At 54.7% G+C, this 15,648-nt stretch carries 15 protein-coding genes; 11 read left to right on the top strand and 4 right to left on the bottom strand.

Annotation, left to right across the window (positions count from 1 at the left end):
- Positions 1–59: 59 nt before the first annotated feature.
- From IDH45_RS24440 to IDH45_RS24475, 8 genes are all read left to right on the top strand, one after another.
- Positions 60–944: a type II secretion system F family protein gene (locus tag IDH45_RS24440; RefSeq protein ID WP_223836936.1), complete on the top strand. Its 885-nt coding sequence runs from the start codon at positions 60–62 to the stop codon at positions 942–944.
- 3 nt (positions 945–947) lie between these two features.
- Positions 948–1,718 (top strand): type II secretion system F family protein, encoded by a 771-nt coding sequence (locus tag IDH45_RS24445; protein ID WP_190930762.1) that lies wholly within the window; start codon positions 948–950, stop codon positions 1,716–1,718.
- Between the two features lie 28 nt (positions 1,719–1,746).
- Positions 1,747–1,980 (top strand): Flp1 family type IVb pilin, encoded by a 234-nt coding sequence (locus tag IDH45_RS24450; protein WP_317891278.1) that lies wholly within the window; start codon positions 1,747–1,749, stop codon positions 1,978–1,980.
- A gap of 50 nt (positions 1,981–2,030) precedes the next feature.
- A complete protein-coding gene (locus tag IDH45_RS24455; protein ID WP_190930763.1) occupies positions 2,031–3,038 on the top strand; it encodes a TadE/TadG family type IV pilus assembly protein in 1,008 nt (335 codons plus the stop codon).
- Between the two features lie 35 nt (positions 3,039–3,073).
- A complete protein-coding gene (locus tag IDH45_RS24460) occupies positions 3,074–5,308 on the top strand; it encodes a hypothetical protein (protein WP_190930764.1) in 2,235 nt (744 codons plus the stop codon).
- An 87-nt stretch (positions 5,309–5,395) separates the two neighbouring features.
- Positions 5,396–6,055 (top strand): TadE/TadG family type IV pilus assembly protein, encoded by a 660-nt coding sequence (locus tag IDH45_RS24465; protein WP_190930765.1) that lies wholly within the window; start codon positions 5,396–5,398, stop codon positions 6,053–6,055.
- A 98-nt stretch (positions 6,056–6,153) separates the two neighbouring features.
- On the top strand, positions 6,154–6,669 hold the full coding sequence (locus IDH45_RS24470) for an A24 family peptidase (RefSeq protein WP_190930766.1): 516 nt from the start codon (positions 6,154–6,156) through the stop codon (positions 6,667–6,669).
- A 13-nt stretch (positions 6,670–6,682) separates the two neighbouring features.
- Positions 6,683–8,458 (top strand): DUF6382 domain-containing protein, encoded by a 1,776-nt coding sequence (locus IDH45_RS24475; RefSeq protein WP_190930767.1) that lies wholly within the window; start codon positions 6,683–6,685, stop codon positions 8,456–8,458.
- Positions 8,459–8,724: 266 nt separating this feature from the next.
- On the opposite strand, the gene IDH45_RS24480 is transcribed toward IDH45_RS24475, so the two are convergent.
- The 4 genes from IDH45_RS24480 to IDH45_RS24490 form a co-directional block, all read right to left on the bottom strand.
- Positions 8,725–8,919, bottom strand: a complete 195-nt coding sequence (locus IDH45_RS24480; protein WP_190930768.1) for a hypothetical protein — start codon at positions 8,917–8,919, stop codon at positions 8,725–8,727.
- Between the two features lie 75 nt (positions 8,920–8,994).
- Positions 8,995–9,507 carry an SGNH/GDSL hydrolase family protein gene (locus tag IDH45_RS35070; protein WP_317891279.1) on the bottom strand — a complete coding sequence of 171 codons (513 nt, stop codon included), beginning with the start codon at positions 9,505–9,507 and terminating at the stop codon, positions 8,995–8,997.
- A 276-nt stretch (positions 9,508–9,783) separates the two neighbouring features.
- Positions 9,784–10,833 carry an acyltransferase family protein gene (locus tag IDH45_RS35075; RefSeq protein WP_317891280.1) on the bottom strand — a complete coding sequence of 350 codons (1,050 nt, stop codon included), beginning with the start codon at positions 10,831–10,833 and terminating at the stop codon, positions 9,784–9,786.
- A 374-nt stretch (positions 10,834–11,207) separates the two neighbouring features.
- Positions 11,208–12,641, bottom strand: coding sequence for an NAD-dependent malic enzyme (locus tag IDH45_RS24490; protein ID WP_190930769.1), 1,434 nt, complete (start codon positions 12,639–12,641; stop codon positions 11,208–11,210).
- A 379-nt stretch (positions 12,642–13,020) separates the two neighbouring features.
- Between IDH45_RS24490 and IDH45_RS24495 the strand changes: the two genes are divergently transcribed.
- The 3 genes from IDH45_RS24495 to IDH45_RS24505 all read left to right on the top strand — a co-directional run bounded on the left by IDH45_RS24495 (position 13,021) and on the right by IDH45_RS24505 (position 15,646).
- Positions 13,021–14,637: an ABC-F family ATP-binding cassette domain-containing protein gene (locus IDH45_RS24495; RefSeq protein WP_190930770.1), complete on the top strand. Its 1,617-nt coding sequence runs from the start codon at positions 13,021–13,023 to the stop codon at positions 14,635–14,637.
- Between the two features lie 163 nt (positions 14,638–14,800).
- The gene (locus tag IDH45_RS24500; RefSeq protein ID WP_190930771.1) at positions 14,801–15,322 is read left to right on the top strand and encodes a hypothetical protein; all 522 of its coding nucleotides are present in this window, start codon (positions 14,801–14,803) and stop codon (positions 15,320–15,322) included.
- A 3-nt stretch (positions 15,323–15,325) separates the two neighbouring features.
- A complete protein-coding gene (locus IDH45_RS24505) occupies positions 15,326–15,646 on the top strand; it encodes a thioredoxin family protein (protein ID WP_190930772.1) in 321 nt (106 codons plus the stop codon).
- Positions 15,647–15,648 lie beyond the last annotated feature (2 nt).

Raw genomic sequence — 15,648 nt, forward strand, 5'->3', positions numbered from 1 at the left:
GATCTGCATGAGAATCAGGCAACCTGATGAGGAAAGGAGGTGATTGCGGGTTGTGGATAATGGCGGTTGCGATTGCCGCCGGGGTGGCTGCTTATGCGGCATTCCTTTTGTGGGGGCGGTTGGATTTAAGCCGAAAAAGTATGGCACGCGGATCAGGCGGGAGGACGGATCGCAAATCCGGCAGCGCATCTGTCCCGCCGGACATTGGCGATTATGAGGATTATGCGATGAGCCGGGCGGATCAGTGGATTTCGGGATGCGCCGCCGGAGCGGTATTGTTCGTGCTCGGATTTTTATTTTACAAAAACGTCCTGATCTGTCTGGTGATTTCGATGATTGCGGTTCTGTATCCGAAAGTAAGGAAGCGGCAGCTGGTCCGGAGACGCAAGGAGGAGCTGCGCAGGCAATTCAAGCATGCGTTGTACTCACTGTCCTCGGCGCTTTCGGCTGGTAAGTCGGTGGAGAATGCGTTTCGCGAGACGGGAAGCGATCTGGTCTTGTTGTATCCCGACCCTCGTACCGATATGATTCGCGAGTTGAACCGGATTAACCGGAGGACCGAGAACGGAGAACCGATTGAGCGATCGCTGCTCGATCTGGGGCGCCGGAGCGGCATTGAGGACGTGAAGCAGTTCGCGGAATCGTTCGCCGCTTGCAAACGGACGGGAGGCGATCTGGTCGAGGTGATGCGCCGGACGTCGAACCTGATCGGGGAGAAGATGGACATAGAGCAGGACTTGTCGGTACTGATCGCACAGAAACGGTTCGAGGCGAAGGCGCTCGGGTTTATACCGTTTGTGATCGTTGCGTTTTTGTCGTTCAGCTCTCCGGATTATATGGAGCCTCTATACCAAGGGGCGGGTCATCTGATCATGACTGCGGCGCTGCTTATTCTCGCAGTGAGCCAGTGGCTGGCCCGGACCATTATGAACATCGGGATGTGAGTTATGGAACGTATGCTCCGCTTGCTGGCTCCCCTGTCGGGCCGAATCGCCGAAAGGTGGAGGCTGACGGAGAAGTTGTCGAAGGGCAATTGGAATCTGGTTCACAAAATGATTGCGCTCTATGGCGAAGATCCGGATATGCGACATGCCAAAACGTTTTCGGCTGATCTAATCTCCGCGATAGGGCTGACCGTTGCGTCAGCCGTTTTGCTCGGCCTTCTTACAGGCGGCGATCTGTATGTAACGGGAGCTTGCATCGCTTGCGCCTGTCTGGTTCCGTTCGTGATGTTTCGCCGCCTGGATAACAAGATCCAGCAGAAGCGAAGAAAACTGGTTATGGAGCTGCCCGAATTTCTGAACAAGCTGACGCTGCTTGTCAATGCCGGAGATACGGTGCAGGGCGCCATCGTCCGATGCGCCGAAGCTTATTCGTCCTCGGGAACGGGAGGACCTCTGGCCACAGAACTGGTGATGCTGGCGAACCGGCTACGCAACAACGAGTCGTTTCCGATCGCGATGGAGAAGCTGAGCAAGCGTTGCTCCTCCGCTGAAATATCGGTATTTACAACGACCGTACTGATGAATTACCGAAGGGGCGGCGAATTATTCGTCCTGTCTCTGCGGTCCCTGAACCGCGAGCTGTGGGAGAAACGGAAGGCGATGACGCGTATACTCGGGGAGGAAGCGTCAGCGAAACTTATTTTTCCGATGCTTCTTATATTGCTCGCCGTGATGACGATAGTGGCTGCGCCGGCCATATTGCTTATGGACTAGACGGACCATTAAAAGGAGGAACAATGTGGTGGATCAAGGGAAACGGTTGATGAAGCAACTATGGGAGGAAGAGGACGGAATCGGGACACTGGAGCTGCTGCTAATTGTAGCTGTTCTCGTGATCGTTGCGATTGCGTTCCGCAAATGGATTTTATCCTTTATTAAAAAACTGTTCGGGGAGGCCAACAGCGAGCTGAGCAATACGGGAGCCAAAGATTGCCTGAGCGCGCCCGATTCGTGCCAGGCTCCTTCTTCTCCATGACCGGTACAGCGAAACGTCTCCGGCCAAACGGCGGGAGAGGGAATTCCAGTTTGGCGCTTCGGGTAGCGAACCGGTTCATCCGGTCGGATTCGGGCAGCTTTACGCTGGAAACGTCGCTCGTATATCCGACTGTGCTGCTGATTGTTTTGTCGATTGTTTTTTTCAGCCTGTTTTTGTACCAAAAGGTATCGTTGTATCATACTGCGGCTGCGGCTGCCGAACGTTCGGCGTACTCTTGGGACAACAGCGGAAAAGACTGGGAGACGGGAAACGTGGCGCCGCAGCGAAACGACGGTTTATACTGGCGTACAGGCAGTGACGGAATAAGCGGGATGTTCGCATTCGGCGCGAGCGGCGGGGTGCGGAAGATCGAGCTTCCCGCCGGCTCCGCAGACGAAGCGGGAGCCGGCTTGCCAGAACGGAAGCTGTACAAAGCGGCCGAGGAACTGCCGCAGCAAGTAAAGGGTACGATCACTTACCGGCATGGAATCGTAGACCGGGAGGTGACGGCCCGCCTGGGACAAAGCGGGGTGCTTCCGTTTCTGGCGAGCAAGTGGACCCGATCCTGGATGGAAACCGAAGTTAGCTCTGTCGTAACGGAACCGGTGGAGTTGATCCGCAATGTCGATTTCGTCCGAACGTTCGTCGTCCGGGTTAAGGATATGATATCGAAACCGAAAGCCGAGCAAACGGTTCCCGTCCCGACCGAAAACGTCACGAAGAAGCTGGCGTTCGGGCGTGCCGAAGAAGCGGCCGAATACATCCGCTCGATCACCGGGGGAGTAAAAATAACGGTAAGCCCGCCTTCCGGACGGAGGCAGCTGGACGCTCTCGACGCGGACGGTCTCGTTCACGAGGTGAAGCTCGGGTATACGTCCAAAAGTAAGGATATCGAATCGCAGATCATTAAAGATTTGGAACTAATGCGCAGCGGCTCGCAGGTGAAAGGAGTCGTATGGCACTTTTTCCGCAAGGAGAAAGACGGGAAGATCGGTCCTTCGAAGCCGCTGAGGCAAGAGCTGGAGAAGCGTGGCATCCTTGTCGTTATCCATCAGTAACGGCAGGCGGTGCACGGAAAGGAGGCTTCGCGCTTGTGTGGAAGTCGAGAGCGGGTACGGTATCTATATCGCTCGTATTGCTGATCGCGCCGTTGTTTGCATTTCATTCGGTATTAATTGACTCGGCAAGGGTGAAGATGGCGGAGCGGCAAACGGAAATAGCGTCCAAGGCGGCGCTGCGGTCCGTACTGTCCGCTTACGACCCGGTATTGCAAACGTACGGATTGTATGGCTTGGGTATAAGTCCGGAGCAGAGTTCCGAGCTTTTTGCGCAAGTATTGGAACAAAATTTATCGCCGGGCGGCGGGGGAACGTTCCGGCTGGTCGAAGCGTCCCGGGTATCCGAATCGCTCAAGCCGTTGTATACGTTGGCGAATTCGGCCGTCTTCGAGCGGCAAGTGCTGGAGGAGATGAAGTATCGCGCCCCGGTCGAGTTTACGCTGAATGTAACGGACAAGCTGCTGAACGGCTCGAAAGCGACGTCCATGCTGTCCGGTTTCTCGAAGTTTACGGAGCAGGCCGGGAAGATCGAGGAACTGATTGTCGAACGGGAGAAGGAATTGGACGGGGCTTGGGCCAAAGCGCAGGAAATTGCCGAGAAAGCTTCGATCTACCGGAACTACTATGCTGTGAAGCTGGGGAGACTGGATGAGCTGAGCCGTTTGATCGGACTTCGCCAGGCGGAGGAAGTGAGAGGGCAGATCCAGACGATCCGTTCACAGGCCGAAGCGCTGAACCGTACGATTACCGAACGGAAAGCCAGTATGGCCGAGCTGATCCGCGCCGGCGTACAGGCAGCGGAGGTGCTGGCCGCTATGTCGCAATCCATAAGCGAGCTTGAGCGCAGCGCAGCGCAATTGTACGCCCAAATTGACGAGCTGGAACGGATTCTTTTGTATATCGCCGAATATACGCTTTTGCTGCCCGCAACGAAAATGGAAGCGAAGCGCGATCAAGCCATACTGACCGAGCAGACGCAAGCTGTATTCCAGACGCTGGACCGGGCTAAAGCGCTGGACGACCGGATCAGGGAAGAGATGGGCGGATTGCCGGCGGATTCGGGCATAGCTCCGGAGACGTTGCATGCGGCAACGATGTCTGATGCTTATTATATAGCGTACAAGACCGGTCTCGGCGGGATCAGCGCCATGTTTAGCGGATTCGAATCTGCGCTGGACGCAACGACTTTATTTGCCGGAGACACCCGGTTCGATTCGGTGCGGATGGAGATTTTATCGGAGTCCAACGACGCGTACGCGGGCAAAGCGGTGCAATTTCTTAACGAACAACGCGCGGAGGAGGAACGCCGAACAGCCCAAACCGGGCGGATCGCCCAATTAAAACGCCAGGAACAGGAACGTTACGCCCAAATATGGGACCAGGTGCGCAAAATATGGGCGGATTGCGGAGGCGGCACGGAGGAAGCCTACAAAGCATTAACGGACGACTCCGATTCGGCAAACCCGTCCTTTTATCGAAAGTATATGGACTACAACCGGGTTTCTTCATCGGAAACGTCCGGCGTAGAAGAGATGGGCAGCGCGGAGGAGGCGAAGGAACGAACCAAAGGCACGATCGACAAGCTGTTAGGAGGCTTGGCTGACGCAGCCGGCCAGTTCCGGGACGAGATGTATATCAATGAGTATGCGCTGACGAAATTCAACTATAGGACGTACGGAAAGGAGACGGGCAAGGACGGCGTGTTAAAACCGGATTATGAAAGATCCGGGCGCGCTTCGCACGAGCTGCCTGATCAGGAAGCGGAATATTTGCTCTACGGGCTTAATTCGTGTCTGAAAAACCAATCCGCGGCTTATACGGAGATGTTCACGCTGCGACTGGCTGTCCGAACGGCGGAGGCGCTCATGTCGCCGGAAGCGAAAATCGTCGCCGCCGGTTCTCCGTTGCTAACGATCCTCTGGGCGATTGCCGAAGGCGGGGTTAAGGCGTATAGCGACATGACGAAACTCGTAAACGGGGAGGAAGTCCCGGTGTCGGACAAACTTCCGGATACCGTAACGATGAATTACAAAGATTATTTGCGCTTGTTTCTGCTCCTGCATACCAAAAGAGAACCGATGACCGCCCGGATGCAAAGCTTAATCGAGTTAAATACCGGGACGGATCTGAGGGAGACGCCGGTCTATATGCAAGCGAGGACGGAAACGAAGGTGCGGCTCTGGTTTATGCCGTATTCCATGTCTTTGTTCGGCTATCCGGTTGAAGGCAGGCAGGCGGCTATCACGAAAACCGCTGCTTTATCGTATTGAAGCGTCACTGTCCGCCAGGATGTAAAGTAAGGCTGCTGGATCCAAAGGGGGGAACTTATGTATAAGGCGGATCGCCGGAGGGGCGGCTTGAAGCTGATAACGGACGAGCATGGCGGCGTGACGCTTGAGGCGACATTGGCGATGCCGTTTTTTCTCGCGTTCGTGCTTGCGCTTATATGCATGATCAAGCTAACTGTCGCCGATATGGCGCTGCAGAACGCAGCCACGGAAACCGTCAAGCAGATGGCCGCCAGCGCTTATCCGGTCCAGTTGCTTGCGGATGAAGCGCTCCGGTTGTATGGACAGAGCCAGGCAGGCGGATTCGTCGAGCAATGGCTGGGCAATATCCGCTCCGCCCGGGATAAGCTGACGCAAGGGGAGCAATGGGTCGAAGATTACAAAGCGTTTATCCCGGATCTGTTCGTCGATTGGGTCGATTGGGAACGCCAAAAGCGGGAGCAGCTGGAGAAGCTTGGAACGGACGAATACGACCGTTACGTGGAAACTCATATCGATCCGGCGGTTCGCGCCGCCTTCAAACTGGCCGTTCTGCGTTATGCGGACCGGAATGTGCTGAAGGAAGACAATCTGACTGTCTCCAAAGCTGTCGTCCCCAGTTTCACGGACCCGGGCCGCCGGTTCGTAGGGATCGAAGCGGAATACGAGGTGAGATTGCCGATCCCATTTGTAAATAAAACCGTGAAGCTTCGAAAAAAAGCGTACGAGCGTATATGGACGGGAGCGTAAGCGGGACAAGGCAGCGAATAAACAGAGCGCTGTACGTTCACGTTCCGGGGTGTTGATGTGCAGGTGGAGTTCCGATTCGGGAATGGGGGAAATGAAGGATGGTGGTCGTTGCGGGACTGGCCGCTTTAATTCTGGTGTCGTTTTACCATGATGTCAAGCAAAGTAAAATTCCTAACCGGTATACGGTAGCCGGAATTGCGGCCGGTGTAGGGTATCACGCAGCAACCGGAGGCTGGGACGGATTAGCCGGATCGTTGTTTGGTTTCGCCGCAGGCTTCGGCATCATGCTGGCGCTGTATCTATTCGGCGCGGTCGGTGCCGGAGACGTCAAGCTGTTTGGCGCCATCGGTGCTATGGCGGGCGGCGAATTCGTCATAAACGGAGCGCTGAACTCGATCCTGTTCGCGGCGGTGATCGGGCTCGTGCTTATCGCTGTACGCAAGCAGTTCGTGCTGCGGCTTCGGAGTACGGGAGCGCTGTTGTTCAATTTGCTGCTGTTTCGCGATATGAAGGGGATTGTCAGTTACAAGAAGTCGGCGGCCACCTTTCCGTTTATGTATGCCGTGCTGCCGGCGATGATATTCACTGCTACTTATTGCAACCCGTCGTTATAAAGAGGAGATTGTGATGGAACGAACATGGTACGGCTTCAATTTTGATTTCGTCCGGCACAGAGGAATCTGTCTCGTCTTATCGGGCGTGCAGCCGATCCGCTATGATGATCTGGAACGAATCGGGCGGCGTATGCTGGAGTCCAACGATATCCCCGGGCTGCTTCCGCTGGAGATTGAAGAAATCGATCTGCAGATCCGGTTTCGCTACGATATTACCGGTTACAAAATGTTGTCCCAGTGTATGAAGTCGGAGAAGCTGGCGCTTCAGACTTATTACAGGCTGCTGCTCCAGTGCGCGAAAATCATCGATGACAGCAAAATCTATATGCTGCGCGAAGAGGGTTATTGGCTTCATGAGGATTTCCTGTTCGTCTGCCCGGAATCGCCCGATGAGCTGAAAATCGTCTATGTGCCGGTAGCCGCAGCTGATGCGGTGCTCCCAGGTGCCAAGCCGCCGGTACGGGAACAATTTAAGGAACTGGCGCTGCGACTGTCGGGCTGTATCGACAGGATTGAAGGGAGCGAGTTTTCCGCACTGATGTCCGTGCTGCGCCGTGAACGGTTCGAATTTCATGAGCTCAAAAAACAGCTCAGCTCGTATCTCGATCCGGTGCAGACGGCTCCGGGCGCCAAACCGCAACTTTCCCCCCTCGATCCCGAGCCTGGTCTCACTGCAACACCCGCCCATACGGATCGGAGAGCAGCCGCCATGGGAGGGGGTCCGCCGAATGCCGGAAGATCGGAAGCGAGAGTGAGTGGTCCGCCGAATGCCGGAAGATCCGACGGGTTATCGGAACCCGACGCGGAACCGCTGAACATTCCGTCCTGGATAGGAGTCAGAGCCGATTCCGCGGCTACCGATCGCGGCGGATCATCCCATCCCTTTCCAATATGGAGCGGATTAGAGGGGATCGAAGAGGAGCTGGCGAAGTCCGATCCCGCGATCCGGTCTGCAGAGGCAGCGGTGGAAGGCAGGCCGCTGGCCCCGCGTCAAAGGCTGTTGGCGGGAGCCGGTGCGGGAGCGGTGCTGCTGCTCTTATGGAGCTTTTATCCGGCGGAAGCTCCGGAAGGAGCGCTCATCGTATGGGCGGGGTTAACCGTTCTGCTGCTTGATGCGATATTCGTGTTTGTTTTGCTGCGCCCGGGCTGGCCCGGTAAAGGCAAGCTTCATGCGATCGCCCAGTCTTATCAAGCGATGGAGGAGCGGGAGATGACCGGGTTAACCGGATATATGCCTCCAAGGAAAAAAGAGGAGCGTTTGCCGCCGCGCAGCAGCACTTCCGCTGTTCCAGCGTCAGCTGGCTCCTATTCCGGACATCCGAATCCGGAGCAAAATGAACCTTTTTCCGGCTTATACGGGCGGCAGGAAGCAGCCGCAGCCGCCGAACCTACTACGCTGCTTCGCGCTCCGGATGCGACTGTATTGCTTCGTCCGGAAGGGAACGGACTTCATGTGGAGGTCGAGCCGGACCAGTCGCAATATGACGAACTGGAGGTGCACAAAGCCGGAACGGTGCAGCGGGTCCCGCTGAAGTCCGAACGGTTTGTAATCGGCCGCGACGCGGGTGCTGCAGATTTTACGGAAGATACGGCGGGCGTTTCGAAGCTGCATGCGGAGATCGTGTGTGAGCGAGCATCTTATTACGCCAAAGACCTGGGTTCCAAAAACGGTACGTTATGGAACAACGAGCCGATGGTTCCTTACAAATGGTATCCGCTGGCGGAAGGGGATTCTTTGCAAATCGTACACACCCGATTCGTATTTGTCGGCAAGTCTGTGGGAACATAAAGATGAAGAAGATCGGAGGGTCAGCGGCGATCTGTTATAGGCAGGGGAGCGGGGAGCGCGGTTGCGCCGTTTGACGGCGGCCGGTCGGACGTCGGATTCCGTATGGCCGCGGAAGCCAAAGATGCACAATGCCAACGTATATGTAAGTATACAGGTTCCAGGTTCCTTCCCTCTGAACACATCGGCGACGAAGCCTTAGTCCGGTGTTAATGCCGTACTAAGGCTGTCATCGCGCCGATATGGTATTTCAGTTGTTCCAGTTGTCGCTAAAGCTTGTCGTACCCTCTGTCCGGCTGGCCTTGATTCGGCGTTTCATGAGCGCCCTCATCTTCCGTGACCCGGCTTGACGCGTAAGCCTGCTTATCCTCAACGGCTTGAATCGCAATTTTAGCTTCCGCGTATTGTTGCAGTTTTGCAATTTGTTGGCCTTTGTTCAACAGGATCGCCTCCGTTTCATCCATAAGGTTCCCCGTTCGATGGCGAATCATGCAATTTCGGAGCGATGGTCGGAATTTCCGTATGCCTTTCTGCTTACGTTATCCGCCCTGTAAAGATTTATTCAGCAGTGAAGCGTAAGATTCGGCGCCCTCCCGCTTCAGATGAACGCCGTCGTCCGCAAAGTACGATTGTTTTTCTTTGCTGGCAGAATACCAGTCCATGATCTCGGTATTGGAATATTCGTCGGCGACTTCCTGCAGGGTGGAGTTGACCGTATCTTGCCACTTTCTAGGTACGCGCGTATTGATCAATACGATTTTCCGCGCATCCTGAAGCGAAGACAGCAGCTCGTGCAGCTGCTTGCTGGAGAAAGCGCCATTCGTTCCGAGCTCGATGACAACTCGATCTCCCAGCTTTCCTTCCGCTTTCAACTGGGCGACGACATCCAAGGCCTGATACATCTGTCTGCCGACTTTGCCGTCAATCACGATGCCGGGAAGGAGCTTCTCCAGATGCGGCGCAGCGTCGAGCAGGACGGAATCGCCGATTGCCGTAATTCCGCCATTAGTCGCGGGCTTCGAGCTTTCCTCACTTTTGGGTTGCGGTTCCATTGGCATCGGAGCCTCGGGTATGACGACGGCCGGTATCCCGGGATCTGTAACAGGTACGGTTGTACCTTCTTGTCCGTTTGAACTAGTATCGATTATTGCCGGCGAAGGATCGGCAGGTTTGTCGGCGTTCAGGCTGCTATAGCCGGAGATAAGGAACAGCATGAGGGCGAACGCCGATATGGCGCGTTTATTTCGGTACTGGAATGGCGACCAGCCTTGTATTTTTCCCCGGAAAGGCGTCCGTGAGCCTCGCCGGATCGGTTCCTCAATGTACGTCTAGGATAATGCGGCCAGCAGCAGGCTCAGCGCGATCTGAGCTATCGCTCGGCCCGCATGGGCATCATCTGCGCTGCCTGACGGACTCATAAGGATCATAACCGGAAAGTGCCATAAATAAAGGCTGTAGGAGCGTACGCCGATCCAGCGTAGCGGCTTGCTTCCCATCACCTTGGCGACCCGGCTGGCAGGATGAGCGAGTACGGCTGTAACAACTGCCGTTAATACCGAAAAAAGCGCCAATCCTCCGTGATACAACAAGGAATCGTATTCATTGGTTTTCCAAATCAGCCAGACGATTGCCAGCAAGCCGGCTCCGCCCAGTATGTCAAGAACCAAACGGGATTTATCCGAAACGGCTGCGGATAAGCTTCTGCTCGGCCAGGCAACCGCCAGCGCTGCGCCAATCAGCAAAGCGAACGCCCGGGTGTCCGTCCCGTAGTAGACCCGGCTCGGATCGCTTCCGGGCACATAGATCATTGCCATAGCTATCGTCGAAGCGGCCGCTCCCAGCAAAATGAAGATCATCAGCTTGCCGCGCTGTTTCGTAACACGCAGTAAAACCAACAACAAGATCGGCCAAATCAAGTAAAATTGCTCTTCGATCGCGATCGACCAAAGATGCCCGAGCGGCGACGGAGGACCGAAGCTTTCAAAGTAAGAGACTTGGTGGAAGATCAGCCACCAATTGTTGAAATACAAGGCGACGGATACGAAATCTCCCTGGAGCGAGGCCAGACGTCCGCGGTCAAACAGCAGCAGCCAAGCTCCGACGACCGCCAGCATAACAAACATTGCCGGCATCAGTCTGCGGATACGCCTCATCCAAAAGCCGGCGAAATCGATTCGTTTCGTGGTTTGCCATTGTGCGACTAATTGATCGGTAATCAGATAACCGGACAACGTGAAAAAAACGGCAACGCCCAGCAATCCCCCGGGAGCCCAGGATACATTCATATGGTAGGCAATAACGGCCAGGACGGATAGGGCCCGCAGCCCGTCAAGACCGGGCATGTAGCGGCTTTTGCCTTCGCCTTGTTCTTTGATCATCGTATGTATCCTCCTGCTGCTCGGCTGTATCCCACACCGTGTAATAACATGACAGAGAAAAGACGGGGCAGACCGGGGAAAGGTTTGATGAAAAATGAAAAAAGCGGCCTCCACGGATAATGAAAATGTTTGTGTCTATTCCCGCAACAAATTGGACGACAAAAAGCAGACCTCCCGCATCCCGATGTTGGAGAAGCCTGCTAATGGAAAGCATTATACGATACGATACGATTCAGCTATGTGGCAGTTGCCCGGCAAAAGGGACTCCGGAACTCGACTCCTCAGGACGAGGCCAATCATCCGAATTGCCGATATAATGTATGTTGCTATACGATCCTTATCCAGGACTCCGCTTCGCCTGACGGAATTTCAGATTACCGGTATTCGCGCGGAATTCGTCTCGCAACGCCTGTCCGGATCGCCGCTTCGACCACTTTGTCGCGAATCAGCTTGGCGACCTTCTGGTTGAACACGCTTGGAATAATGTACAGCTTGTTCCGCTCCTCATCCGAGATGACAGAGGCGATCGCTTCGGCGGCGGCCAGCTTCATTTCTTCATTGATCGTCTGGGCCCGGCAATCCAGAGCGCCCCGGAACATCCCGGGGAAGCAGAGGACGTTATTGATCTGGTTCGGGTAATCGGAACGCCCGGTCGCTACAACGGCGGCGATATCTTCGATTTCCTCGGGATTGATTTCGGGGTTCGGGTTAGCCATCGCGAACACGATCGGATTTGCGGCCATGCTCCGGACATCTTCCCGTTTCAATAAACCGGCGGCGGATACGCCGATAAATACATCGGCTCCGGCGAGCACACGGCTCAAGCTGCCGGTTACACGGTTCGGATTCGTATGCTCCGCATACCAGTTCCACATCGGATTGCCGTACGTATGGCCGGCTGCCAAAGCGCCTTCCCGGTCGACCCCGATCAATTCCTTGACGCCTGCGGCGAGCAATATTTTACTGCAGGCGATTCCTGCCGCGCCTATACCGCACACGACAACTTTAACCGAATCGATCGATTTTCCGACCAGCTTCAGAGCGCTGATCAGGCTGGCGTACAACACGACGGCGGTTCCGTGCTGATCGTCGTGAAAGACCGGGATATCGAGCGCCTGCTTTAATCGCTCTTCGATCTCGAAGCACCGCGGAGACGAGATGTCTTCCAGATTAATGCCGCCGAACGCCGGAGCGATAGCAATAATGGTCCGGATCATCTCTTCCGTATCCTGCGTATTCAGACAGATCGGGAACGCATCGACGTCGGCAAGCTGTTTAAACAGCATCGCTTTGCCTTCCATTACCGGCATGGCGGCGTGCGGACCGATATTGCCGAGCCCGAGGACGGCGCTTCCGTCGGAGATGACCGCTACCGTGTTCCGTTTGATCGTCAGCGTGTAAGCTTTGCGTGGCTCTTCATGAATCGCCATGCAGACGCGGGCGACATCGGGCGTATAGACGCGGGACAAATCGTCGCGGTTTTGGATCGGCGTTTTCAGCTTGGTCTCGATTTTCCCACCGAGATGCAGCAGGAAGGTCCGGTCCGATACGTTAACCAGCTTTACACCGCCAAGCTGTTTCACTTTATCTACGATTTTGGACGTGTACAGCGTATCCGCGACATTTACGGTCAAGTCCCGGATCGACAGCTCCTGCTTCGTCTGAATGACGTCGATCGCGACCAAATCTCCGCCTTCATCGGTTATCGCGGTGACAATATCGCTGAAACGAATCCGGTTCGTATCGATTTCCAGTCGAAGGATGATGCTTTTGCCGGTAATCAGCTGTTTATTTCCTTCGTCGCTCATGAGCTGCTACTCCCTCCAATCCTTAGAAGCTGTATCTGGTTTCGCTCCTTTCTACAGGATTTCACCAAATCGCGGGCAGTAACCAAAATCAGCTGCATTTCATTTCTGTTCGGTTTGAAAGCATGCCAAAAACCCGCATCATCCCTATGCGCTCTATGAATCCCCATCGTTCGTAGAAGAGCATGCTGCCTCTGTTTGTAAGAGAACGATCCGCTTTTGGGGCGATTGTGTCCCATCTTCGCAGCTTTCCCCTCCCAAGTTCATTTTTCCGGCTTATAACGCGGCAAGGAAGCGACGAAATGCTTTGAAGCTGAGGCAAATTATGCTATAGTAAGAAGTTGACGGCCAGAATAGTATGGAAGGGAAGGTTGTTGTTTTTATGATCAGCACTAGTAACGTAACTCTCCGTTACGGAAAACGCGCCTTATTCGAAGACGTTAACATAAAGTTCACCCCCGGTAATTGCTACGGATTGATCGGGGCGAACGGCGCAGGCAAATCGACATTTCTTAAAATCTTGTCCGGTGAAATCGAGCCTAACAGCGGTGAAGTGTTCATAACGCCGGGCGAGAGACTCGCTGTACTGAAGCAGAACCATTTCGAATTTGACGAAATTCAAGTTTTGAAAACGGTTATTATGGGTCATCGCGAGCTGTTCGCCATTATGGAAGAGAAGGACTCCCTGTATGCCAAGCCGGACTTCTCCGAAGAGGACGGCATGCGGGCCGCCGAGCTTGAAGGCGAGTTCCAGGAACTGAACGGCTGGGAAGCTGAAGCCGATGCCGCTTCGCTTCTGCTCGGTCTTGGAATCGGTACGGATCTGCATGAGAAGCAAATGAAAGAGCTCGACGGCAATGAGAAAGTACGCGTGCTGCTGGCGCAAGCGTTGTTCGGCAATCCGCAAAACTTGCTGCTCGACGAGCCTACGAACCATTTGGACATTGAGTCGATCAATTGGCTTGTTAATTTCCTGGGTCGCTTTGAAGGCACCGTTATCGTGGTATCCCATGACCGGCACTTCCTGAACGAAGTGTGTACGCATATCGCCGATATCGACTTTGGCAAAATTCAGCTTTACGTCGGCAACTATGATTTCTGGTATGAATCGAGCCAGCTGGCGCTTAAGCTGATCAGAGATGCGAACAAAAAGACAGATGAGAAGCGCAAGGAGCTGGAGACGTTTATCGCGCGGTTTAGCGCCAACGCTTCCAAGTCCAAGCAGGCGACCTCGCGGAAAAAGCAGCTCGAGAAGCTTACGCTGGAAGATATCAGGCCGTCGAACCGCAAATATCCGTTTATCAACTTCAAGCCGGAGCGGGAAGCGGGCAAAAACATTTTGTCGGTCGATCGCCTGAGCAAAACGGTTGATGGCGAGAAGCTGCTTGACAATATCAGCTTCGTTGTCAACAAAGGCGACAAGATCGCCTTAATCGGCCCGAACGGAGCGGCCAAGACGGTATTGTTCCAAATCCTTGCCGGTGAAATGGAAGCGGATCAAGGCGAATTCGCATGGGGCGTTACGACCACTCAAGCGTATTTTCCAAAAGATAACGCGCCTTACTTCGAAGGGGTGGAAATGAATCTCGTCGAATGGCTGCGCCAATATTCCAAAGATCCGGATGAAACGTTCATTCGCGGCTTCCTGGGACGCATGCTGTTCTCGGGCGAAGAATCGCAGAAGAAAGCGTCCGTTCTCTCCGGGGGAGAAAAAGTGCGCTGCATGCTGTCCAAAGCGATGCTGAGCGGCGCCAACGTGCTGATGCTCGACGAGCCTACGAACCACTTGGACTTGGAGTCCATCACCGCGCTTAACAACGGTCTGATCGATTTCGACGGAAGCATGCTGTTCGTCTCTCACGACTGGCAGTTCATCCAGACGATCGCCAACCGGATTATCGAGATTACTCCAAAAGGGCTCATCGACCGGCAAATGACGTACGAAGAGTACCTGAACAACGAGGATATCAAAAGGCTGCGCGAATCTTTATATGCCTGACATACAGGACGGGGGACGGCATCACGCCGGTCTCCCGTCTTTCATGTCCAGCCGGAAATTTATGCGGAGCAAAAGGGTTGTGCCGGCGCCGTGTCGTATTATATCCGTTACAAGGAACCGCGCCGGCCGCGTCCGCCGCACATCACCCGTCAGGAGGGAGCGCATGTTTGATCCGACGATATACGAAAATTTAAAGGTTGTCATTGAAGGGGCGGTGTACGATCTCGATTTGGAAGGGCAAATCGTCGTTACGCATCGTTCCGACCTGATTGATCTCGCGGTGATGTCAAGATGTTATATCATCCGCTACCGATTGAAGGACAGCAGGAGTACGGCCGAGATTCGCTTGTCCGCAGGACTCGTCGACCTGGCCGGAGAGAAGATGGAATGGAAAAACGCCTTGCCCGGCTGCAAGCTGGACGTCGTCTTCTCGCTTCCTTTGCGCAACCCGGAGAGCGCATGCCGCAACATTCAAGACATTTTGCAGCAGCTGTGGGAAACGAATCCGACCATCGTCCAGACGTTATCCTACCGGTACGGGGATGACGGTTCCCGCTGTCTGAACGAGATCGGCGTACATTTCGACCGGAAAATCGGGGAAGGACAAATTGAAGATATTCCCGACCTGTTGGAGCACACCCTGCGAACGCTGCGGCAGCTGGAACCTTACAACCTGGAGGAATAACGGATGATCGAGCGGTCGGAATCGGAGCTGAGAGGACGGCTAAACGCTGGAGAGGCGTTCGCCGTTTTTTTGTATACGCCGTTATGCGGCACATGCAAGGTAGGGAGCCGGATGCTCGACGTGGTCGGGACGATGCGGCCGGATTACCCGATCGAGCAGGCGAACGTGAATACGACACCGCAGCTGATTCAAGAATGGCGGGTGGAAAGCGTACCTTGCCTGATCCATCTGGATAACGGCGCAGTCGTACGCAAGTTGTATGCGTTCGAGTCGGTCGAGAACGTATATCGTTTCTTGCAGCCGTTATTCCCGGAGCCCCAATAAGA

The organism is Paenibacillus oceani (assembly GCF_014705615.1).
Lineage (GTDB): Bacteria > Bacillota > Bacilli > Paenibacillales > NBRC-103111 > Paenibacillus_AB > Paenibacillus_AB oceani.

Bases quoted from the DNA above. Each gene is read 5' to 3' on its own strand.
- IDH45_RS24440 (WP_223836936.1), top strand. From the start codon at position 60: ATGGCGGTTGCGATTGCCGCCGGGGTGGCTGCTTATGCGGCATTCCTT.
- IDH45_RS24490 (WP_190930769.1), bottom strand. From the start codon at position 12,641: ATGAGCGACGAAGGAAATAAACAGCTGATTACCGGCAAAAGCATCATC.
- IDH45_RS24480 (WP_190930768.1), bottom strand. From the start codon at position 8,919: ATGGATGAAACGGAGGCGATCCTGTTGAACAAAGGCCAACAAATTGCA.
- IDH45_RS24505 (WP_190930772.1), top strand. From the start codon at position 15,326: ATGATCGAGCGGTCGGAATCGGAGCTGAGAGGACGGCTAAACGCTGGA.
- IDH45_RS24470 (WP_190930766.1), top strand. From the start codon at position 6,154: ATGGTGGTCGTTGCGGGACTGGCCGCTTTAATTCTGGTGTCGTTTTAC.
- IDH45_RS24495 (WP_190930770.1), top strand. From the start codon at position 13,021: ATGATCAGCACTAGTAACGTAACTCTCCGTTACGGAAAACGCGCCTTA.
- IDH45_RS35070 (WP_317891279.1), bottom strand. From the start codon at position 9,507: ATGGAACCGCAACCCAAAAGTGAGGAAAGCTCGAAGCCCGCGACTAAT.
- IDH45_RS24445 (WP_190930762.1), top strand. From the start codon at position 948: ATGGAACGTATGCTCCGCTTGCTGGCTCCCCTGTCGGGCCGAATCGCC.
- IDH45_RS35075 (WP_317891280.1), bottom strand. From the start codon at position 10,833: ATGATCAAAGAACAAGGCGAAGGCAAAAGCCGCTACATGCCCGGTCTT.
- IDH45_RS24500 (WP_190930771.1), top strand. From the start codon at position 14,801: ATGTTTGATCCGACGATATACGAAAATTTAAAGGTTGTCATTGAAGGG.
- IDH45_RS24475 (WP_190930767.1), top strand. From the start codon at position 6,683: ATGGAACGAACATGGTACGGCTTCAATTTTGATTTCGTCCGGCACAGA.